Here is a 20113-nt window from a genome sequence, read left to right as displayed (position 1 = left end):
GCGCATGGCCGAGCACAGTGCTAACCGCGGGGCAGGGGCACGCACCGCCACGACCGAGCAGCTGATCGAGGCCGACCGCCGCGAGCCGCGGGTCGCGGCCTTCGCCGGCGGCGTCTCCTCCGACGAGCAGCACTCGGCCCTGCGGGCCTCGGTGCGCCAGCTCAGCACCCTGCTCGGCGAGGCCATCACCCGGCACGAGGGCGCGGAGACCCTGGCTCTGGTCGAGCGGGTCCGCGAGCTCTCGCGCGAGCCCGACGACGGTGCCCTGCGCGCACTGCTCGGCGAGCAGGACGACGCGACGGCGGTGCTGCTGGCGCGCGCGTTCACGGCGTACTTCCAGCTGGTCAACGTCACCGAGCAGCTGCACCGCTGGCAGGAGGTGACGGGGGAGAGCGAGGGTCCGCTGGCCGTCACCGCGGCCCGGATCCAGGAGGCGCTCGACGGCGGCGACCTCGACCGGGAGCTGCTGGCGGAGGTGCTGGGCCGGGTGGAGTACCGCCCCGTCTTCACCGCCCACCCCACCGAGTCGACCCGCCGCACCGTGCTGCGGCTGCTGCGCAAGGTCGCCGCGACCGTCGCCGACGCCGAGGACCCGCGCCGGCGCCCCGGCGACGACGCCCGGACCGCGCGCCGGCTGGCCGAGCTGGTCGACCTGATCTGGCAGACCGACGAGCTGCGGATCGCCAAGCCGCAGCCGACCGACGAGGCCCGCACCGCGCTCTACTACCTCTCCCAGATCGCGCAGCACGTGCTGCCCGGGCTGGTCGAGGAGCTGCAGCAGCGGCTGTCCGCGCTCGGGATCGAGCTGCCCGCCGACGCCCGGCCCGTGCGGTTCGGCACGTGGGCCGGCGGCGACCGCGACGGCAACCCGTTCGTGACCCCCGAGGTCACCCTCGAGGTGCTCGGCCTCCAGCACGACCTCGGCCTGCGCGAGCTGGTGCGCCAGGTCGAGGAGCTGCTCACCGAGATGACCGCGACGACCCGGGTCGTCAGCGTCACCCCCGAGCTCGAGGAGTCCCTGGCCGCCGACGCCGCGGCGCTGCCGATCACCTGGTCGACCATCGAGCGGCTCAACGCCGAGGAGCCCTACCGGCTCAAGCTCAGCTTCGTCCGCGTGCGGCTCCAGCGCACCCGCGACCGGCTCGCCCGCGGCACCGCCCACGAGCCCGGCCGCGACTACCTCGGCTTCTCCGAGCTGCTGCACGACCTGACCCTCGTGCGCGACTCGATGCTCGCCGACGGGGACGACCTCACCGGCAACGGCGCGATCCTGCGGATGATCCGCACCGCCACGGCCACCGGCTTGGGCATGGCCACCCTCGACGTGCGCGAACACAGCGGCAAGCACCACGAGGCGCTCGCCGAGCTCTTCGATCGCCTCGGCGAGCTCCCGACGCCGTACGACGACCTCGACCGCGAGCAGCGCATCGAGCTGCTCTCCGCGGAGCTCGCGGGGCGGCGGCCGCTGGTCGGCGCCGGCCACCCGCTGGGCGACGGCGCCGCGGCCGCGAGCCTGGGCCTGATGCACACCCTGCGCACGGCGCTGGACACCTACGGCCCCGACGTCGTGGAGACCTACATCGTCTCCATGGCCCACGACGTCGACGACCTGTTCGCCGTCGTCGTGCTCGCCCGGGAGGCGGGTCTGGTCGACACCGGCTCCGCCGACGAGGACGCGGTCGCGCGGATCGGCTTCGCCCCGCTCTTCGAGACCGTCGCCGAGCTCGAGGTCGCCGGGCCGCTGCTGGACCGGCTGCTCTCGGACCCGGCGTACCGCCGCGTGGTGGCCGCCCGCGGCGACGTGCAGGAGATCATGCTCGGCTACTCCGACTCCTCCAAGGACGCCGGCATCGCGGCCTCGCAGTGGCAGATCCACCGCGCGCAGCGCTCGCTGCGCGACGTCGCCCGCCGGCACGGGGTGAGGCTGCGGCTCTTCCACGGCCGCGGAGGCTCGGTCGGTCGCGGCGGTGGCCCGACCGCGGAGGCGATCCTGTCCCAGCCCTCCGGCACCCTCGACGGGCCGATCAAGATCACTGAGCAGGGCGAGGTCATCTCCGACAAGTACCTCCTGCCGGAGCTCGGCCGCTTCAACCTCGAGGCCGCGCTCGCCGCCGTCGTGGAGGCATCCGTCCTGCGCCGCGGGCCACAGCTGCCGCGCGACGTGCTGGACGACTGGGACCAGACGATGGACCTGGTCGCGGGCAGCGGCCAGACGGCGTACCGCGGCCTCGTGCGCGACGACGCCCTCGTCCCCTTCTTCGTCGCCGCCACCCCCGTCGACGAGCTCGGGAAGATGAACATCGGCTCCCGGCCCTCCAAGCGGCCCGGCGGCGCGGGCGGCCTCGACGACCTGCGGGCGATCCCGTGGGTCTTCGGCTGGACCCAGTCGCGGATCATCCTGCCGGGGTGGTTCGGTGTCGGGTCGGGCCTCGCCGCCGCGCGCGAGGACGGGCGGCTGGATACGCTGCAGGAGATGTACGGCTCCTGGGCGTTCTTCCGCACCTTCCTCTCCAACGTGCAGATGACGCTGACGAAGACCGACCTCGACATCGCCGCGCGCTACGTGCGGACCCTCGTGCCCTCGGATGCCGCCGGCATCTTCGACACCATCCGCGCCGAGCACGAGCGGACCGTCGAGGAGGTGCTGCGCGTGACCGGGCAAAGGGCGCTGCTCGAGCAGGCGCCGGTGCTGCGCCGCACGCTCGAGCTGCGCGACCACTACCTCGCGCCCCTCCACGCCCTCCAGATCTCGATGCTCGCGCGCTCCCGCGAGGCCACGGCCGGGGCCGAGGACGCGGAGGCACCGGAGGACGTGCAGCGGGCGCTGCTGCTGACCATCAACGGCATCGCCGCGGGGCTGCGCAACACCGGCTGAGGCCGCCGGTCTCGGTGACTCGGCGCCAGTTCGAGCGTGACTCTGCGCTGGTTCGAGCGTGAGTCGGCGTCCGGGTCAGTCCCGCAGCGCCTTGACCGCGACGGCGAGCGACGCGGCGACCATGAGCGCCGCGACGAGCAGCGCCGCGCGGAGACCTGTTGCGGCGTCGTACGTCGCCGAGCCGACGGTGTAGGCCGTGATCCCCAGCGCGGTGCCGAGCGCGGAGCCGATCCGTTGGCCGGTCTGCAGCGCGCCGCCGGCCGCGCCGCCCATCCGCGGGGGCACCTCGTCGAGGGTGAGGGTGATGTTGGGGGAGATGACCGCGCCGCCGCCGAGGCCGGCGACGAGCAGCAGCGGCACCAGCACCCAGGCGACGCCCGAGGCGTCCTGGCCGGGCAGCACGACGACGAGCACCAGGACCGCGACGAGCGTGATCACGAGCGCACCGACGGTGAGGGGTCGGCCGATGCGGGTCACGAACCGGCCCGCGATCGGTGAGGAGATCGCCGAGCCGGCGGCGAACCCGGTCAGCGCCGCCCCGGCAGCCAGCGGTCCCAGCCCGAGCTCGGTCTGCAGGTGCACCGCGAGCACGAGCACCATCCCGGTGAACCCGGTGAAGTAGAGGCTGCCGACGGCGATGCCGCTGGCGAACCCCGGCGTACGCCGGAGCAGCGCGACGTCCAGCAGCGGCTCACCGCCGCGCGTGACGACTCGGTGCTCCCAGCGCGTGAAGCCCCACGCCAGGGGCGGGACCGCCGCGAGCAGCACCAGCCAGCGGTAGCCGCCGCCCTCGATGCTGACCAGGGGGTAGATCACGCACAGCACCAGCAGCCCGAGCAGGGCAGCGCCGACGAGGTCCAGCCGCGGCCGGGTGCCGTCGAAGTCCTCCGAGGACAGGTCGCGCGGGACGACGACGAGCACCAGGACGAAGGCCAGGATCCCCACCGGCAGGTTGACCCAGAAGATCCACCGCCACCCGTCGTCCCCGCCGGCGAGCGTGATGATCAGGCCGCCGAGCACCGGTCCCAGCGCCGAGGACACCGAGACCACGAAGCCGAAGAGCCCGAACGCGCGACCGCGCTCGGCGCCGCGGAAGAGAGTCTGGATGATCCCGGAGTTCTGCGGCGTGAGCAGTCCGGCGCTCATGCCCTGCAGCAGCCGGGCGGCGATGACCAGCTCGACGCTCGGGGCCAGGCCGACCAGCGCGCTCGCGGTCACGAACCCGACCAGCCCCACGAGCATCAGCCGCCGCCGGCCGAAGGCGTCGCCCAGCCGACCGCCCGTGACGAGCACCAGCCCGAAGGCCAGGGCGTACCCCGACACCACCCACTGCACCGTGCTCGCCGAGGTCCCCAGGCCCTGCTGCATCGAGGGGATCGCGACGTTGACGATCGTGACGTCCAGCAGCGACATGAACCCCACGACCAGCGTGACGGCCAGGATCCGCCAGCGCCGCGGGTCGGGCTCGTACGCCGTTCTGCGCTGCACGCCCCCGAGCTGGTCCTGTGCCACCCGACCAGCCTCCCCCCGCCACCAACACCCACCCGGGTCCCGCCGAGCCGTCGCGGAGTTTCGGGTGACCCGTCGCGTGGTTTCGGGTGACCCGTCGTGAAGTTGCAGGTGAGCCGTCGCGAGGTTTCACGCTGCCCGGTCATGAAACCTGGCGACGGGTCGGCCGCAACCTGGCGACGGGTCAGCGGGACGATGGGGGCATGACCGCGCCCGTGACCGTGAGCATCACCCGGCACCTCGACCCCGGCCGAGAGGCGGAGATGGCGTCGTGGCTGCAGGCAGGGACCGCGCTGGCCCAGCGCTTCCCGGGGTTCCTGGGGGCGGGGTGGGTGCGGCCGGAGGCGGAGTCGGAGACCTGGCACATGCTGTACCGGTTCGCCGACGCCGAGTCGCTGCGCGCCTGGGAGGAGTCGCCGCAGCGGCAGTGGTGGCGCGACTCCGCGGCCGGGCTGGGTGTCGTGGAGAGCCGCGTCGAGCGGCGTACAGGCATCGAGGGGTGGTTCGACGAGCCGCAGCACCGCGACATCCGCGACCTGCGCGTGCAGCCGCCCCCGCCGCCGCGGTGGAAGCAGGCGCTGGTGATCTTCCTGGTCTTCTACCCGCTGTCGACCGCGGTCAACTGGCTCTCCGGCGCGACGTCCCTCGGCGAGCTGCCGCTGCTCCTGCGGGTGCTGGTCTCGGTGCTGCTGATGACCCCCGTCATGACGTACGCCGCGCTGCCGTGGATCACCCGGAAGATGCAGTGGTTCCTCCAGGGCCAGCCGCCCCCGTGGCGCCGCCAGCGCGGCTGAGCCGCTGACCGGGTGGCCGGCGCCCGCCCACCGCGGGCGCACCCCGCCGGCCGGGTCGTCCCAGCGCCCTAGGCTGGGCGCGTGGCCGACCTCAACATCCCGACCGCGCCGAGCCTGCCCGGCATGCGGCACCTCCACTCCGGCAAGGTCCGCGACCTCTACGAGGTGACCTCCGGCGAGCACACCGGCCGGTTGCTCATGGTGGCCAGCGACCGACTCTCGATCTTCGACTTCGTGCTCGACACGACGATCCCCGACAAGGGGCAGATCCTGACCCGGATGTCGCTGTGGTGGTTCGACCAGCTGGCCGACCTGGTGCCGCACCACGTCGTCTCCACCGACGTCCCCGAGGCGGTCCGCGGCCGCGCGGTGATCTGCGAGCGGCTGGACATGTTCCCCGTCGAGTGCGTCGCGCGCGGATACCTCACCGGCTCCGGCCTGCTCGACTACCAGGCCACGGGCGAGGTCTGCGGCGTCGCGCTGCCGGCCGGGCTCGTGGACGGCAGCCGGCTCGAGGCGCCGATCTTCACCCCCGCCACCAAGGCCGAGCTCGGTGACCACGACGAGAACGTCTCCTACGACGCCGTCGTGGCGACGATCGGCCAGGCCGACGCGGCCCGGCTGCGCGACCTGACGCTGCAGGTCTACTCCCGCGCCGAGGAGCTGGCCCGCGAGCGCGGCATCCTCCTCGCCGACACCAAGCTGGAGTTCGGCCGGCGGGCGGACGGGGCGACCGTGCTCGGCGACGAGGTGCTCACCCCCGACTCGAGCCGCTTCTGGCCGGCCGACGACTACGCCCCAGGGCGCACGCAGCCGTCGTACGACAAGCAGATCGTGCGCAACTGGGCGCTCTCGCCGGAGTCCGGTTGGGACAAGGCCTCGGGCGAGGCGCCGCCGCCGCTGCCGCCGGAGGTCGTCGAGCGCACGCGCAGCAGGTACGTCGAGGCCTACGAGCGGCTGACGGGGGAGCGGTTCTGATGGGGACGAGCCTGCGCACGGTCGGCGGGACGGTCGCGTTCCCGGTCCCGGCCGAGGTCGCCTTCGACTACCTCGTCGACCCGGTCAACCGACCCGAGTGGCAGTCCAGCCTGGCGTCGGTCACCGACGTCCGCGGCGAGGTCGGCCCCGGCCAGACCTGGACCGACGTCACAAAGCCGGGGCTGCGCCCGGCGATGCGGACCACGGCGTACGACCGGCCGCGCGCGTGGTCCGAGGACGGCACCTGGAAGTTCGTGACCGCGATCCTCGACCTCACCTTCACCCCGACGGCGACGGGCTGCGACGTCCGGTTCCGGTTCCGGATCACCGGCCCCGGACCGGTGCGCGCGCTCGGCCTGCTGGCCTCCGCGGCATCGGTGCTGCCGGTGCGCGCCGACCTCCGCGCCGCCGCGCGGATCCTGGGCGAGCGCGGCTGACCGGGCCTGGGCGAGCGCGGCTGACCGGGCCTGGGGCGCGCGGCTGAGACGGACCTCCCGAGGGGTGTGGACCGGTGGGTAGGTTGGCCGGCGTACCCGACGTGACGGAGGCCACCACCATGACCAGCTACAACCTCGCCAGCCTGCTCGAGCAGAGCGCCGAGAAGTATCCCGAGCGCGACGCGATCGTCTTCGGTGACACCCGGCTGAACTACGCGACGGTCAACACCCTGGCCAACCAGGTCGCCGGCGCCCTGAAGGAGCGCGGCGTGGGCCACGGCGACAAGGTCGCGCTGTCCTGCCCGAACCTGCCGTACTTCTCGATCGTGTACTTCGGCATCCTCAAGGCCGGCGCGAGCGTCGTGCCGCTCAACGTCCTGCTCAAGGGCCGCGAGGTCGCCTACCACCTGGCCGACTCGGATGCGAAGGCCTACTTCTGCTTCCAGGGCACCCCCGAGCTGCCCATCGGCCAGGCCGGTCACGAGGGCTTCGAGGCCACCGAGGGCTGCGAGCACTTCTTCGTCATCACCGCCGACCCCGGCGCCGCGTCCCCGATCGAGGGCACCCAGACACTCTTCCAGGCCATCGGGTCGCAGGCCCCGACCTTCGAGACCGTCGCCACCGACGAGGACGACACCGCGGTGATCCTCTACACCTCGGGCACCACCGGCCAGCCCAAGGGTGCTGAGCTACGGCACCGCAACATGCGCGACAACGCCCTGGTGGGCGAAGCGCTGTTCGGGGCGAACGCCAAGGAGCCCGACACCTACCTGTGCGTGCTGCCGCTGTTCCACTCCTTCGGCCAGACCGTGATCCAGAACAGTGGTTTCGCCTACGGCGGCACCGTGGTCATGCTGCCGCGCTTCGAGGCTGAGCCTGCGCTCGGCCTGATGCTGAAGGAGAAGGTGACCTTCTTCGCCGGCGTCCCCACGATGTACTGGGGCCTGCTGGGCGCCCTGAGCGGTGCCGGTGAGGGGGAGGTCGACGTGGAGACCCTCGCCAAGAACCTCCGGGTCGCCGCCGCCGGAGGCTCCGCGCTGCCGGTGGAGGTGCACAAGGACTTCGAGAAGAAGTTCGGCGTCACCATCCTCGAGGGCTACGGCCTGTCCGAGACCAGCCCGGTCGCGTCCTTCAGCCCCCCCGGTCAGCCCGTGCGCGTCGGCTCCATCGGCACCCCGATCCCGGGCGTGGAGATGTGCCTGCTGCGCAACGAGTCCTGGGAGAAGGTGCCCGACGACCTCGAGGAGGACGGCAAGACCGCCGTCGGCGAGATCGCGATCAAGGGCCACAACATCATGAAGGGCTACTACGGCCGCCCCGAGGCGACCGCCGAGGTGCTCGGCACCGTCGACGGCACCGACGGCTGGTTCCGCTCCGGCGACCTGGGCCGCAAGGACGCCGACGGCTTCTACTACATCGTCGACCGGTCCAAGGACATGATCATCCGCGGCGGCTACAACGTGTACCCCCGCGAGATCGAGGAGGTCCTCATGACCCACGAGGACGTCTCGCTCGCCGCCGTCATCGGCGTCCCGCACGAGTCCCACGGCGAGGAGATCAAGGCGTACGTCATCCTCAACCCCGGTGCCACGACCACCAGCGAGGAGCTGGTCGCGTGGGCCAAGGAGCAGATGGCCAACTACAAGTACCCCCGCATCGTCGAGGTCGTCGAGAACCTCCCGATGACCGCCACCGGCAAGATCCTCAAGCGCGAGCTCTCGTGAGGCCCTGCGCGTGAAGTGGATCCTCCTCGTGGCCGCCGTCCTCATGACGCTGGGCGGCGGCCTGTGGTGGTACGGCGCTCCCGACGCGCCCTTCGGGCCGATCTTCGCCGGGCTCGGTGTGGCACTGGCGATCGTGGTGCTCAAGCCGGGGCAGCGCGCCTAGGGGTGGGAACGGCGGTGCGGGCGCCGCCACCCCGCCCCTTCGTCGGAACCAGTCCTCCCGCTCGTGCCCTACGGGAGGACGGCCAGGCCCATCCACCCTCCTCCGGGGCGGGGTGGAAACGCCCGACCCGCCGCCCGCGCCGAGCTCACGTTCGGGCGCGGCCTCGTCACTCGAAGGGGTTGGGCAGCGCGCCCGGCAGCCCGGCGAGCAGCTCGCGCGCCCGGGCGGCCGACTTGTGCTCGACCAGCACCTCGTAGCGAGTGGCGACGACCTGCGTGACGGAGGAGAAGTCCCGGCGCCCGCGCGTGGCGGCGTACCCCGTGAGCGCGAAGATCAGCCCGAAGAGCGCGCCGATCACCAGCGGCGGGAGCAGCGCGGCCAGCAGTGACTCCTCGGAGACGATGACGAAGACCAGGCCCACGAAGAGCCCGAACCACGCGCCCGACGCAGCCCCGCTGGCAGCCACCCGCGGTGTGGTGAGCCGGCCGGTGATCTTCTCGATCCGCTTCAGGTCGGTGCCGACGATCATCAGCTGCTCGACGGGGAACTCCTGGTCGCTGAGGTGGTCCACGGTGCGCTGCGCGGCGGCGTACTCGTCGTAGACCGCGAGGGACTGCGGGAACTCCAGGGAGAACGGGGAGGCGAGGTCGGGACGTTGCGGGGCCATGCCTCCAGTCTGCCCGAGCGTCCCAGCCCCACCGGCTGCGCGGGGCCGCCCGAGCGCCCGGATACGATCGTGGTGCTTGTCCACCCCCGCTGCATGAGTGAGCCAGGAGCCGCCCCGTGGCCCGTGTCGTCGTCGACGTGATGCCCAAGCCCGAGATCCTCGACCCGCAGGGCAAGGCCGTGCTCGGCGCGCTGCCGCGCCTAGGCTTCTCCGGCGTGACCGAGGTCCGCCAGGGCAAGCGCTTCGAGCTCGAGGTGCCGGAGGTGACCCCCGAGGTCCTCGCCGAGGTCGAGAAGATGGCTGAGACGCTGCTCTCCAACCCCGTGATCGAGAACTTCGCGGTCCACGTCGAGGACGACCTCACCCCCGGGGCCAGCGCGTGAAGATCGGCGTCGTCACCTTCCCGGGCTCGCTCGACGACGTCGACGCCGCCCGCGCGGTCGGGATCGGTGGGCACGAGGCCGTCGCGCTGTGGCACGGCGAGCACGACCTCAAGGGCGTCGACGCCGTCGTCCTGCCGGGCGGCTTCTCGTACGGCGACTACCTCCGCTGCGGTGCCATCTCCCGCTTCTCCCCGGTGATGACCGAGGTCATCGACGCGGCAGGGCGCGGCATGCCGGTCCTCGGCATCTGCAACGGCTTCCAGATCCTCTGCGAGTCGCACCTACTGCCCGGTGCGCTGATCCGCAACGACCACCGCACGTTCGTCTGCCGCGACCAGCGCCTGCGCATCGAGAACAACCGCACCCCCTGGACCGCGGCGTACGCCGAGGGGCAGGAGGTCACGATCGTGCTGAAGAACGGCGAGGGCGGGTTCGTCGCCGACGAGGCCACCCTCGACCGGCTCGAGGGCGAGGGCCAGGTGCTCGCGCGCTACCTCGACCTCAACCCCAACGGCTCGGCCCGCGACATCGCCGGCATCACCAACGAGCGCGGCAACGTCGTCGGCCTGATGCCGCACCCCGAGCACTCCGTGGAGACGCTCACCGGGTCCGGCACCGACGGGCTGGGGTTCTTCACCAGCCTGGTCGAGTCCGCGTTCGCCTGACCCACACCCGCTCGACCCCGCGAGACCTGCAGGAGGCCGGCATGAGTCCACGGAGCCTGTTCCGCCGCATCGCCGTCGCCGAGGCCATCACCTGGGCGCTGCTGCTGACCGGCATGTTCCTCAAGTACGTCACGGAGACCACCGAGCTCGGCGTGAGCGTCTTCGGCATGCTGCACGGAGTCGTCTTCGTGGCGTACGCCGTCGTGGCGGTCGTCGTGGCCGTCGACCAGCGCTGGACCGCCCGGCGCACCGTGGCCGCGCTGGCCAGCGCCGTACCCCCGTTCGCGACCGTGCCGTTCGACCGCTGGGTCGAGAAGCACCACCCGCTCGACGGCACCTGGCGGCTGCGTGCCGCCGACCCCGCCGGCCCGCTCGAGCGGCTCGTCGCCTGGCTGGTCCGCTCGCCCGCGCAGGGCGTGGCCGCCGGCCTGGTGGCCGTCGCCGCGCTCACCGGGCTCGCGCTCCTGGTCGGTCCGCCCACCAGCTGACGCCTCCCCGTCCACCGCCGAGGTGGCCGAGCGGGCAGGTCCTCGTGAAGATCCCGCCCGCTCGGCCGAGAGAAGTGGGGCGGGGGAGTCAGCTGCGCTTGCCGGCCACGAGGGCCCGCCACACCTGGCGGTTGACCACACCCGAGGGCTGCAGGCCGACCTTCTTCTGCCAGGCCTTCACGACGGGCTCGACGCCGGGGCCGTAGACGCCGGTGACGACGAGGCGGTGCTGCGGCGAGGCGGCGTTGAGCGCGCGCTGGAGCCGACGTACGGCGAGGCCGGCCGAGCCGTACTTGATGGTGGTTTGCGAGCCGGCGGAGAGCAGCGACATCCAGTGCTGGCGCGACCACAGGTCGACCTGCTCGAAGCCGCGCTGGGCCTGCCAGGCGCGGGTGGCCTTGAGGGTCGCGGCGCCGTACTCACCCGTCAGCGTGCCCTCGAAGAGCTTCTTCTCGCGCAGCAGGCACTGCAGCGTGGTCACCATCGCGGCGTCCGGGACGACGGTCTGGCCGTTCTTCTTGGTCCGCGGCGGGCGCAGCAGCTCGTAGTCCTGCCAGTTGACGCGGGTGCCGCCGCAGCGCTCCTTCTCCGCGCGGGCGGTGGTGCCGCGTCCGAGGTCGAGGAAGTTGCTGTCGATGTTGATCCGCACGCCGCCCCAGGTCTCGTCGTGGCCGCCGAGGTACTGCTTCATCCGACCACCGGGACGCCATCCGTCGTCGCGGATGTAGGTGGTGTCGGTGTTGGCGTTGCCGTCCCAGCGCGCGATCCAGATCGCGTCGGGGAGCGTGAAGCGGTCGGGGCGGTTGACCCGGGCGTCGTCGAGCGCCTTGATGCCCGAGCTGGCGGAGGAGTAGACGCCGGAGACGTAGCCGAGCCGGTGCAGCGCCTGGGTCCAGCCGGAGAGGAAGGACAGCGCGGACTCGCGGCAGGCGGTGTTGGTGGCGTCGAAGCCCTCGAGGTCGTACCAGAGGGTGCTGCCCTCGCCGATGCCGAGCGCCTTGGCGTCGGCGACGGTGGTCTCGGCCTCGGCGCGGCCCATGACCAGGGCCTTGTTGTAGGTCCCGCTCCTGCCCGGCTTGGGGTTGATCCGCACGTCGTCGTCGTAGCGGGGGAACCGCGGCTGGCACGAGGCCTGCGGGCCGAGGGTGATGGGCAGCAGCCGCCACCCGAGCCGCGACTGCTGGAGCACCCACTCCTTGGAGAGGTTGGGCTGGTTCCGGCAGGCACGGGACTTTCCGGAGATGTAGATGCCCACGGCCTGGAAGGGCGAATGGTTCCACCACGTGCGCATCGCCTGGCTCGTCGGCGCCAGGCACTGGTCGAAGCCGTAGCCGGTGAAGTTCCCGGGCGTCACCACGACCCCGCCCTCGGTGACGGTCGAGGTGCGGCGCTCCCCGCTGGCGGCGTACGCCGTCGGACCGGCGGGCGCGCCCAGGACCGTCACGGCGAGCAGTGCGGAGGTGGCGGTCAGCAGGGCGCGGCGCACGGGGCCGGCGGGGGTGCGGGCGGGGACCGTTCGGGACATGGGGCGGGCTCCAGCGCGTGGGGTTCAAGGGCGTTCCGGGAAGCCCGGCGACAGCACGATAACCACACCAGTCACACGGGTAACAGACTTCGTTGTGAACTACAGACGTGTAGTTTTCGCAGGTCAGAGGGGGTGCGGGTCGGTTGCAGGTCTCGCGGGCGAGCGCGGTGACGCCACCGGCGTCGGGGCTCGGTAGATTCCTCCTGTGCTGGACACCGTGGCCGTCGCCGCCGAGGACCCTGACCGCGAGCAGCCCTGGGCCGACCTCGGCCTGAAGGCCGACGAGTACGCCCGGATCCGCGAGATCCTCGGGCGGCGTCCCACCTCGTCGGAGCTGGCGATGTACTCGGTCATGTGGAGCGAGCACTGTTCGTACAAGTCCTCCAAGGTCCACCTCAAGCAGTTCGGTGAGCTGCCGCAGGAGACCCCGGTCGGCAAGATGCTCGCCGGCATCGGCGAGAACGCCGGCGTGCTGGACGTGGGCCAGGGCTACGCGGTGACCTTCAAGGTCGAGTCGCACAACCACCCGTCGTACGTCGAGCCCTACCAGGGCGCGGCGACCGGCATCGGCGGCATCGTCCGCGACATCCTCGCGATGGGCGCGCGTCCCGTGGCCGTGATGGACCCGCTGCGCTTCGGCCCGCTCGACGCCCCCGACACCCACCGCGTGCTGCCCGGGATCGTGGCCGGCGTCGGTGGCTACGGCAACTGCCTGGGCCTGCCCAACATCGGCGGCGAGGCGGTCTTCGACTCCTCCTACCTCGGCAACCCGCTGGTCAACGCGCTCTGCGTCGGCGTGCTGCGGCACGAGGACCTGCACCTGGCCAAGGCCTCCGGCGTCGGCAACCAGGTCATCCTCTACGGCGCGCGCACGGGCGGCGACGGCATCGGCGGTGTCTCGGTGCTGGCCTCGGAGACCTTCGACGCCGACGGCCCCGCCAAGCGGCCGAGCGTCCAGGTGGGCGACCCCTTCATGGAGAAGCTGCTCATCGAGTGCACGCTCGAGATCTTCGCCGCGGGCCTCGTGGCCGGCATCCAGGACCTCGGCGGCGCGGGTCTCTCCTGCGCCACCTCCGAGCTCGCCTCGGCCGGTGACGGCGGCATGCGCGTCGAGCTCGACCGGGTGCCCCTGCGCGACTCCACGCTGGCTCCCGAGGAGATCCTCATGAGCGAGTCCCAGGAGCGGATGATGGCCGTCGTCGAGCCCGACGACGTCGCCGGCTTCATGGCGATCTGCGCGAAGTGGGACGTCGAGGCGGTCGTCGTCGGCGAGGTCACCGACACCGGCCGGCTCGAGATCGACTGGCACGGCGAGCGGGTCGTCGACGTCCCGCCGCGCTCCGTGGCGCACGACGGGCCGACGTACCACCGCCCCTTCGCCCGCCCCGACTGGCAGGACGCCCTCCAGGCCGACGCCGCCGAGGCGCTCCCGCGGCCCGGGACGCCCGAGGAGCTGCGCGAGACCGTGCTGCGACTCGTCGCCTCGCCCAACCTCTGCGACAAGTCGTGGATCACCGACCAGTACGACCGCTACGTGCGCGGCAACACCGTGCTCGCCCAGCCGGCCGACTCCGGGATGGTCCGGATCGACGAGGAGACCAACCTCGGCGTCGCCGTCTCCACCGACTGCAACGGCCGCTACGCCAAGCTCGACCCGTACGCCGGGGCGCAGCTCGCCCTCGCCGAGTCCTACCGGAACGTCGCGACCGGCGGCGCGGTGCCGCTGGCCGTCTCCGACTGCCTCAACTTCGGCTCGCCCGAGGACCCGTCGGTGATGTGGCAGTTCGCCGAGGCCTGCCGCGGCCTCAAGGACGCCTGCGCCGAGCTCGGGACCCCGGTCACCGGCGGCAACGTCAGCCTCTACAACCAGACCGGCGAGACCGCGATCCTGCCGACCCCGGTCGTCGCCGTGCTCGGCGTGATCGAGGACGTCACCCGTCGTACCCCGTCGTCGTGGTCGGCCGCCGGGGAGCGCGTGCTGCTGCTCGGCTCGACCGCCGAGGAGCTGTCGGGCTCGGAGTGGGCGCACGTCGTCCACGGCCACCTCGGCGGCCGCCCGCCCGCGCTCTCGCTCGCGGGCGAGAAGGCGCTCGCCGCGCTCCTGCACGAGGCCGTCGGCCTGGTCACCTCCGCCCACGACCTCTCCGACGGCGGGCTAGCGCAGGCGCTGGTCGAGGCGGCGCTGCCGTCGATGACCGGCGCGGCGGTCTCGCTCGCCGGCGTGCACGAGGACCCGTTCGTGGCGCTGTTCTCCGAGTCGACCGGCCGCGTGCTCGTCACCGTCCCGGACGGCGACGTCGCCCGGCTGACCGAGCTGGCCGCGCGCCACGGCGTACCCGTCGCCCAGCTCGGCACCACCGGCGGCGACTCGCTCGCCGTCGAGGGGCTCTTCGACCTGGCGTTGCTCGAGGTCCGCTCGACCTGGATGGCCACCCTCCCCGCGGCCCTCGCCTGACGCTGACTCGGCGCTGGTTCGAGGGTGAGTCGGCGCTGGTTCGACTGGTTCTCGAACACGTGCCGAGTCACGCTCGAACGGGTGCCGAGTCACGCTCGAACGGGCGCCGAGTGACCCTCCGGGCGATGATGGGGCAGTGGCCGAGGACCTGGTGGTGAGCCGCAGCCTGGTGATCCGGGGTGCGGAGCTGAGCGAGCGGTTCAGCCGCAGCTCGGGCCCCGGCGGCCAGGGCGTCAACACCGCCGACACGCGGGTGGAGCTGCTCTGGGACGCGGCCGGCACCGCCCTGCCCGACCACGTACGCCGCCGCGTGCTCGACCGGCTGGCCGACCGTCTCGTGGACGGCTCGGTCGTGGTCGTCGCCTCCGAGCACCGTACCCAGCTGGCCAACCGCCGGGCCGCCCGGGAGCGCCTGGCCGCCCTGGTGCGGGAGGCGGCCGCCCCGCCGCCCGCGGCCCGCCGGGCCACCCGACCCACCCGCGGCTCGCAGCGCCGACGCCTGGACGCCAAGAAGCGGCGCGGCGACGTGAAGCGGGGCCGCTCGGGCGACTGGTCCTGAGGGCCCGGGTGCCGGAAGAGCCGTTGTGTGGCGTCCTGGCTCAACCAGCGTGAACCAGGACGCCACACAGAGCGGGTGCGCGCGACCGGCCCGACCTGCCACCCTCACGGCCAGCCGCCCGACCACCCTGACCACCCGGCTCAGCCGGCCCGACCAGCCCGGACGCCCGTCGGCGCCGAAGGACTCCCGTGCGCCGTCGTACGCTGCTCTCCCTGCCCGCCCTGGGCTCCCTCGCCTGGCTGTGGGCCGCGTGCGCACCGAGCCCCGAGGAGGTCCCGCCCGTGCCGGAAGGCGCCAGCGAGCCGCAGCGCGTGACCTACGGGTCCGATCCCAGCCAGTTCGCCGAGCTCGGCCTGCCGGCAGGCACGCCGCGCGGGGTGGCGGTGGTGGTGCACGGCGGGTTCTGGCGCGCGGAGTACGGCATCGAGTACGCCCAGCCGCTCGTCCCCAGCCTGCTCGCGGCCGGGTGGGCGACGTGGGCCGTGGAGTACCGCCGGGTCGGCTCGGGCTCCGGGGGTGGCGGCGGCGTACCGGAGACCCTCGACGACCTCGTCGCCGCGATGCAGCGGCTGGCCGAGGAGGGCATCGACGGCCCGGTCGTCGCCATCGGGCACTCCGCCGGTGGCCACCTCGCGACCTGGCTCGCCTCGCGCCGCGACCTGCCGCAGCCGCTGACCCACGTCGTGTCGCAGGCCGGCGTGCTCGACCTCGTCGCCGCCCACGACGCCGGGCTCGGCGGTGGAGCGGTCGAGGCGTTCCTCGGCCGGCCGCCGCGCGAGGGGGACGTCGAGGTCGACCCGGTGGCGCAGGTGCCGCTCGCGGTCCCGGTCTGGTGTGTGCACGGCACCGGCGACGACATCGTCCCGATCAGCCAGTCGGAGTCCTACGTCGCGGCCGCCACCGCCGCGGGTGCGACCGCCCAGCTGGTCGAGGTCGAGGGTGACCACTTCGCCGTCGTCGACCCGGGCTCGGAGGCCTGGGCCAGGACGCTGGAGATCCTCGAGGAGATCTGACCGGCTGGACGACCCGGGTGGTCCGGTGGCCTGGTCGGCGGGTCGGGCCGGTCCGGGCGTCCTGAGGGCGCCTGCCCGGGTCGAGGTGTGAGTCGAGGTGTGAGTCGAGGTGCGAGTCGAGGTGCCACGACGCGCGCCCGCGCGTCCTCAGGCCTCGACCCAGGCCTCGACCCAGGCCTCGACCCAGGCCTCGACCCAGGCCTCGACCCAGGCCTCGACCCAGGCCTCGACCCAGGCCTCGATCCAGGCCTCGACCGGCGCCGGCTCAGACCGGGCGCCCCGGCCCCGGCTGGCACCGCGGGCACCACCAGGTACGCCGGTGGGCGGGGTCGTTCGGGACCTCGTCGACCATCTGCACGGTGGTCCCGCAGCGCAGGCAGGGCCGGCGCTGGCGGCCCGCGACCCAGTGGGAGTCGCCGCGCCGGCCGAGCCCCGTGGTGACCTGGTAGGCGCCGGGGACGGTCGCGGAGTGGCGCAGCGCCGTGACGGCGCGGTCGACCAGCCGCGCGACGTCGACCTCCCCGATCGGGGTCCACGGCGAGACGCCGAGCAGGAACGCGAGCTCGTTGGCCCACAGGTTCCCCAGCCCCGCGACCCGGGTCTGGTCGAGCATCGCGCTGACGAGCGGCGTCGTGGGGTCGGTCAGCAGGCGGCGTACCGCCTCCTCGCGGTCGAGGTCCTCGTGCAGCAGGTCGGGCCCGAGGTGCCCGACGATCCGGTGCTCCTGGTCGGTGGCGACGAGGTCGAGCTGGTGCAGCCGCAGCCCCCAGGCGGTGCCGGTCGGGGTCTCCAGCACCACGCGCACCTGGTGCTGCAGCCGTGACGGCAGCCGCTTGCCGGGCCCGGTCACCGACCACTCGCCGTCCATCAGCAGGTGGCTGTGCAGCGTGACCCCCCCGGAGAACCGTTGCAGCAGGTGCTTGCCGTGGGTCGCGTGCTCGAGGACCTCCCGGCCGGACAGGTCACGGGTCGCCAGCCGCGGCACCCGCAGGTCGGAGCGCGTGACGGTGCGCCCCAGCAGCCCGCGGTCGAGCCGCCGCGCGAGCTTCCAGACGCTGTCCCCCTCCGGCACGCCCTCGAGCCTAGGAGCGGGCTGGGCGACGGCCCCACGCGGCGCCGAGCCCACGCTCCCACGGTGCGGGAGCGACGTGTCGGGGGTTCGCCAGCGACGCCTCGGCGGTCCACACCTGACGCCTCGGCGGGGCACTCCTGGCCGGCCGTCGGTGGGAGCGCCTAGGGTCACGGACGTGCCGGAGTTCACCTGGCTGCCCGCCAACCGGGCCACCCCCGAGGACGTCGAGGCGGTCCTCGGCGCGGGTGGTGCGCGCCGGTGCCGCTGCCAGGGCCTGAAGATCGAGGGCTGGATCTGGCGCGACAGCACCCAGGAGGAGCGCGACGCCGCGCTGGTCGCGCAGACCGCGTGCGGCACCGAGGGCCCGACGTCGGGTCTCATCGGGTACGTCGACGGCGACCCGGCCGGCTGGGTGGCGGTCGAGCCGCGCGAGAACTACCCCCGCATCTGGAGCCGCAAGCAGCCCTGGATGCGGATGGACCCCGAGCTCGAGGGCGTCTGGTCCGTGACGTGCTTCGTCGTGGCCAAGGGCCACCGCGGCACGGGCCTGACCTACGAGCTGGCCGCTGCGACGGTCGAGCACGCCCGCGAGCAGGGTGCGAGGGTGCTCGAGGGCTACCCGATGGAGCCCGCGCCGGACAAGTTGGTCATCTGGGACGAGGCCTCGGTCGGCCTGCTGCCGGTCTTCCTCGAGGCCGGCTTCGAGGTCTACGCCTCCCCGACGCTGAGGCGCCGGGTCGTGCGGCGTACGCCGTAGTCGGTCTGCCCGGGGCGGGGGTTTCGAGACGGTTGCCAGAGCAACCTCCTCAACCGCCCGCCTGTGACCGCCCGCCGGCCCGGCTCCTAGGCTCGGTCCGTGCCCGCCCGCCTCCGCCTCGCCGACCCCGACGAGCTCGCCGCCGCCCTCGACCGCATCCGTGCCGGGGGCGAGGAGCGCGCCGACCTCAAGCTCGTCGTCAAGCACGTGCTGGCGGTGCTCGAGCAGCGTGCGCCGGGGCACTCCGTGGAGGTCCGCGTCCCGCCGTACGCCGCCGTCCAGTGCATCCCCGGGGTGCGGCACACGCGCGGGACCCCGCCGGCGGTCGTGGAGACGGACGCGCTGACGATGGTCGCGCTGGCGACGGGCGAGCTGTCGTGGGCCGACGCCCGTGCTCAGGGGCGGGTCAGCGCGTCCGGCGAGCGCACCGACCTGTCGACGTACCTGCCGCTGTTCTGACCTGGGGGCGCGGTTAACGTGCGGGGCATGAGCGACGACCTCAAGGCCCGCGTCCAGTCCGTCCTGCCTGCCCTGCGGAAGGACCTCGAGGACCTCGTGCGGATCGAGTCGGTGAGCGCCGACCCGGCACGTGCGGGCGAGGTGCAGCGCTCCGCCGAGGCCGTGAAGGCGCTCTTCGACGCTGAGGGCTTCACCAGCGAGATCGTCAGCGAGGACGGCGGCGCCCCTGCGGTCGTCGCGCACAAGAAGGGTCCGGAGGGCGCGCCGACGGTGCTGCTCTACGCCCACCACGACGTGCAGCCCGAGAACGACCACGCCGACTGGGACTCCCCGCCGTTCGAGCCGACCGAGCGCGGGGACCGGCTCTACGCCCGCGGCGCGGCCGACGACAAGGCCGGGATCGCCGCCCACCTCGGCGCGGTCCGGGTCTTCGGCGACGACCTGCCGGTCAACGTCGTGATGTTCATCGAGGGCGAGGAGGAGGTCGGCTCCGAGACGCTCCCGGCGCTGCTCGCGCAGCACCAGGAGGCGCTGCGCGCCGACGTCATCGTCATCGCCGACTCCGGCAACTGGGACATCGGCGTCCCCGCGCTGACCACCAGCCTGCGCGGCCTGGTCCGCATGGACATCGAGGTCCGCACCCTGACCCACGCCGTGCACTCGGGCATGTGGGGCGGCCTCGTGCCCGACTCCCTCATGGCGCTGAGCCGCGTGCTCACCAGCCTCCACGACGACGAGGGCAACGTCGCGATCGCCGGCCTGCACAGCGGCCCGGCCGCCGACGTGGACTACCCCGAGGACCGGCTGCGCGCGGAGTCCGGTGCCGCGCCCGGCATCGAGTGGATCGGCTCCGGCTCGGCCGTCGAGCGGCTCTGGACCAAGCCCGCGCTCTCCATCACCGGCCTCGACGCCCCGCAGGTCGCGGGTGCCTCCAACACCCTCGTGCCCGCCGCGCGCGCTCGCCTGAGCCTGCGCATCGCCCCCGGCGACACCACCGAGAACGCCGTCGCCCGCCTCACCGAGCATCTCGAGGCGCACGTCCCGTGGGGCGCCACCCTCACCACCACCGTCGTCGACACGGGGGAGGCGACCGCTATCGACGCCACCGGGCCGGCGTACGACGCCGCGCGGGCCGCCTTCGCCGAGGCCTGGGACGGCACCGAGCCGATCGACATGGGCGTGGGCGGGTCGATCCCCTTCATCGCCGAGTTCCTTGAGGCCTTCCCCGAGGCCAGCGTGCTCGTCACCGGTGTCGAGGACCCCGACACCCGCGCCCACGGCGCCAACGAGGGCCTGCACCTCGCCGAGTTCGAGCGGGTGGTCCTGGCGGAGACGCTGCTGCTGGCCAAGCTCGGCTCCGCCTGAGCGTCGGCGGCCCGTCGACGTACTACGCGGCCGCCCCTGCCCCGCCGAGTCGGCGCCTTCTTCCGGGGAACATGCGCCGGTTCGGCCATCCCACGGTCACCCCGGATGTGACCTGTCCCACGATGCGGGACGGTCCCATCCGAAAGACTCCCCTGTCCGAATGCTGTATGGGTGAGTGACCGCTCACTGCGTCGACGTACGTTTCACGACCCACGTGGGGAGCCT

The 20113-nt window shown here is 73.2% G+C and carries 19 protein-coding genes; 15 read left to right on the top strand and 4 right to left on the bottom strand.

Annotation, left to right across the window (positions count from 1 at the left end; translation table 11 throughout):
• The first annotated feature begins 4 nt into the window (after positions 1-4).
• A complete protein-coding gene (gene ppc / locus Q1V71_RS07685) occupies positions 5-2875 on the top strand; it encodes a phosphoenolpyruvate carboxylase (RefSeq protein ID WP_300642582.1) in 2871 nt (956 codons plus the stop codon).
• A 75-nt stretch (positions 2876-2950) separates the two neighbouring features.
• On the opposite strand, the gene Q1V71_RS07680 is transcribed toward ppc, so the two are convergent.
• A complete protein-coding gene (locus tag Q1V71_RS07680; protein ID WP_300642579.1) occupies positions 2951-4387 on the bottom strand; it encodes an MFS transporter in 1437 nt (478 codons plus the stop codon).
• 200 nt (positions 4388-4587) lie between these two features.
• Between Q1V71_RS07680 and Q1V71_RS07675 the strand changes: the two genes are divergently transcribed.
• The 5 genes from Q1V71_RS07675 (at position 4588) to Q1V71_RS07655 (ending at position 8480) form a co-directional block, all read left to right on the top strand.
• The gene (locus tag Q1V71_RS07675; protein ID WP_300642575.1) at positions 4588-5178 is read left to right on the top strand and encodes an antibiotic biosynthesis monooxygenase; all 591 of its coding nucleotides are present in this window, start codon (positions 4588-4590) and stop codon (positions 5176-5178) included.
• Positions 5179-5259: 81 nt separating this feature from the next.
• Positions 5260-6156 (top strand): phosphoribosylaminoimidazolesuccinocarboxamide synthase, encoded by an 897-nt coding sequence (locus Q1V71_RS07670; protein WP_300642573.1) that lies wholly within the window; start codon positions 5260-5262, stop codon positions 6154-6156.
• Positions 6156-6593: an SRPBCC family protein gene (locus tag Q1V71_RS07665; RefSeq protein WP_300642570.1), complete on the top strand. Its 438-nt coding sequence runs from the start codon at positions 6156-6158 to the stop codon at positions 6591-6593. Before Q1V71_RS07670 ends, Q1V71_RS07665 begins: the two co-directional genes overlap by 1 nt.
• 119 nt (positions 6594-6712) lie before the next feature.
• The gene (locus Q1V71_RS07660) at positions 6713-8317 is read left to right on the top strand and encodes a long-chain fatty acid--CoA ligase (protein WP_300642567.1); all 1605 of its coding nucleotides are present in this window, start codon (positions 6713-6715) and stop codon (positions 8315-8317) included.
• Positions 8318-8327: 10 nt separating this feature from the next.
• Positions 8328-8480 carry a hypothetical protein gene (locus Q1V71_RS07655; RefSeq protein WP_300642564.1) on the top strand — a complete coding sequence of 51 codons (153 nt, stop codon included), beginning with the start codon at positions 8328-8330 and terminating at the stop codon, positions 8478-8480.
• A 166-nt stretch (positions 8481-8646) separates the two neighbouring features.
• On the opposite strand, the gene Q1V71_RS07650 is transcribed toward Q1V71_RS07655, so the two are convergent.
• A complete protein-coding gene (locus Q1V71_RS07650; protein WP_300642561.1) occupies positions 8647-9147 on the bottom strand; it encodes a general stress protein in 501 nt (166 codons plus the stop codon).
• Positions 9148-9263: 116 nt separating this feature from the next.
• On the opposite strand from Q1V71_RS07650, the gene purS reads away from it, so the two are divergent.
• Genes purS through Q1V71_RS07635 form a run of 3 tightly spaced genes read left to right on the top strand, consistent with a single transcriptional unit; the run spans position 9264 to position 10683 of the window.
• Entirely contained in the window at positions 9264-9530 is a 267-nt protein-coding gene (gene purS / locus Q1V71_RS07645) for a phosphoribosylformylglycinamidine synthase subunit PurS (protein WP_300642558.1), read from the top strand.
• Positions 9527-10195, top strand: a complete 669-nt coding sequence (gene purQ / locus Q1V71_RS07640) for a phosphoribosylformylglycinamidine synthase subunit PurQ (RefSeq protein WP_300642555.1) — start codon at positions 9527-9529, stop codon at positions 10193-10195. Before purS ends, purQ begins: the two co-directional genes overlap by 4 nt.
• Positions 10196-10236: 41 nt before the next feature.
• Positions 10237-10683: a DUF3817 domain-containing protein gene (locus Q1V71_RS07635; protein ID WP_300642552.1), complete on the top strand. Its 447-nt coding sequence runs from the start codon at positions 10237-10239 to the stop codon at positions 10681-10683.
• Positions 10684-10771: 88 nt separating this feature from the next.
• On the opposite strand, the gene Q1V71_RS07630 is transcribed toward Q1V71_RS07635, so the two are convergent.
• A complete protein-coding gene (locus Q1V71_RS07630; RefSeq protein ID WP_300642549.1) occupies positions 10772-12208 on the bottom strand; it encodes a glycoside hydrolase domain-containing protein in 1437 nt (478 codons plus the stop codon).
• Positions 12209-12413: 205 nt separating this feature from the next.
• Here Q1V71_RS07630 and purL point away from each other — a divergent pair, with 205 nt between their 5' ends.
• The 3 genes from purL (at position 12414) to Q1V71_RS07615 (ending at position 16235) form a co-directional block, all read left to right on the top strand.
• Complete coding sequence (purL, locus tag Q1V71_RS07625; RefSeq protein WP_300642547.1) at positions 12414-14663, top strand: phosphoribosylformylglycinamidine synthase subunit PurL; 2250 nt, start codon at positions 12414-12416, stop codon at positions 14661-14663.
• Between the two features lie 136 nt (positions 14664-14799).
• Complete coding sequence (arfB, locus tag Q1V71_RS07620) at positions 14800-15222, top strand: alternative ribosome rescue aminoacyl-tRNA hydrolase ArfB (protein ID WP_300642544.1); 423 nt, start codon at positions 14800-14802, stop codon at positions 15220-15222.
• Between the two features lie 188 nt (positions 15223-15410).
• Positions 15411-16235, top strand: a complete 825-nt coding sequence (locus tag Q1V71_RS07615) for an alpha/beta fold hydrolase (protein WP_300642542.1) — start codon at positions 15411-15413, stop codon at positions 16233-16235.
• A gap of 265 nt (positions 16236-16500) precedes the next feature.
• Here the strand turns inward: Q1V71_RS07615 and Q1V71_RS07610 are convergent, their stop codons facing one another.
• On the bottom strand, positions 16501-17307 hold the full coding sequence (locus tag Q1V71_RS07610; RefSeq protein WP_300642540.1) for a DNA-formamidopyrimidine glycosylase family protein: 807 nt from the start codon (positions 17305-17307) through the stop codon (positions 16501-16503).
• A gap of 175 nt (positions 17308-17482) precedes the next feature.
• Here Q1V71_RS07610 and Q1V71_RS07605 point away from each other — a divergent pair, with 175 nt between their 5' ends.
• From Q1V71_RS07605 to Q1V71_RS07595, 3 genes are all read left to right on the top strand, one after another.
• A complete protein-coding gene (locus tag Q1V71_RS07605) occupies positions 17483-18064 on the top strand; it encodes a GNAT family N-acetyltransferase (protein WP_300642538.1) in 582 nt (193 codons plus the stop codon).
• A gap of 99 nt (positions 18065-18163) precedes the next feature.
• On the top strand, positions 18164-18523 hold the full coding sequence (locus tag Q1V71_RS07600; RefSeq protein ID WP_300642535.1) for a sterol carrier family protein: 360 nt from the start codon (positions 18164-18166) through the stop codon (positions 18521-18523).
• A 27-nt stretch (positions 18524-18550) separates the two neighbouring features.
• Positions 18551-19888: a dipeptidase gene (locus tag Q1V71_RS07595; protein ID WP_300642532.1), complete on the top strand. Its 1338-nt coding sequence runs from the start codon at positions 18551-18553 to the stop codon at positions 19886-19888.
• Positions 19889-20113: the final 225 nt, after the last annotated feature.

The organism is Nocardioides sp. (genome assembly GCF_030149505.1).
Lineage (GTDB): Bacteria > Actinomycetota > Actinomycetes > Propionibacteriales > Nocardioidaceae > Nocardioides.
The sequence above is the reverse complement of the archived record's forward strand: the minus strand, read 5'-3'. Positions and strand labels throughout refer to the sequence as shown.

Bases quoted from the DNA above. Each gene is read 5' to 3' on its own strand.
- ppc (WP_300642582.1), top strand. From the start codon at position 5: ATGGCCGAGCACAGTGCTAACCGCGGGGCAGGGGCACGCACCGCCACG.
- Q1V71_RS07675 (WP_300642575.1), top strand. From the start codon at position 4,588: ATGACCGCGCCCGTGACCGTGAGCATCACCCGGCACCTCGACCCCGGC.
- Q1V71_RS07665 (WP_300642570.1), top strand. From the start codon at position 6,156: ATGGGGACGAGCCTGCGCACGGTCGGCGGGACGGTCGCGTTCCCGGTC.
- Q1V71_RS07660 (WP_300642567.1), top strand. From the start codon at position 6,713: ATGACCAGCTACAACCTCGCCAGCCTGCTCGAGCAGAGCGCCGAGAAG.
- Q1V71_RS07650 (WP_300642561.1), bottom strand. From the start codon at position 9,147: ATGGCCCCGCAACGTCCCGACCTCGCCTCCCCGTTCTCCCTGGAGTTC.
- Q1V71_RS07635 (WP_300642552.1), top strand. From the start codon at position 10,237: ATGAGTCCACGGAGCCTGTTCCGCCGCATCGCCGTCGCCGAGGCCATC.
- Q1V71_RS07630 (WP_300642549.1), bottom strand. From the start codon at position 12,208: ATGTCCCGAACGGTCCCCGCCCGCACCCCCGCCGGCCCCGTGCGCCGC.
- Q1V71_RS07595 (WP_300642532.1), top strand. From the start codon at position 18,551: ATGAGCGACGACCTCAAGGCCCGCGTCCAGTCCGTCCTGCCTGCCCTG.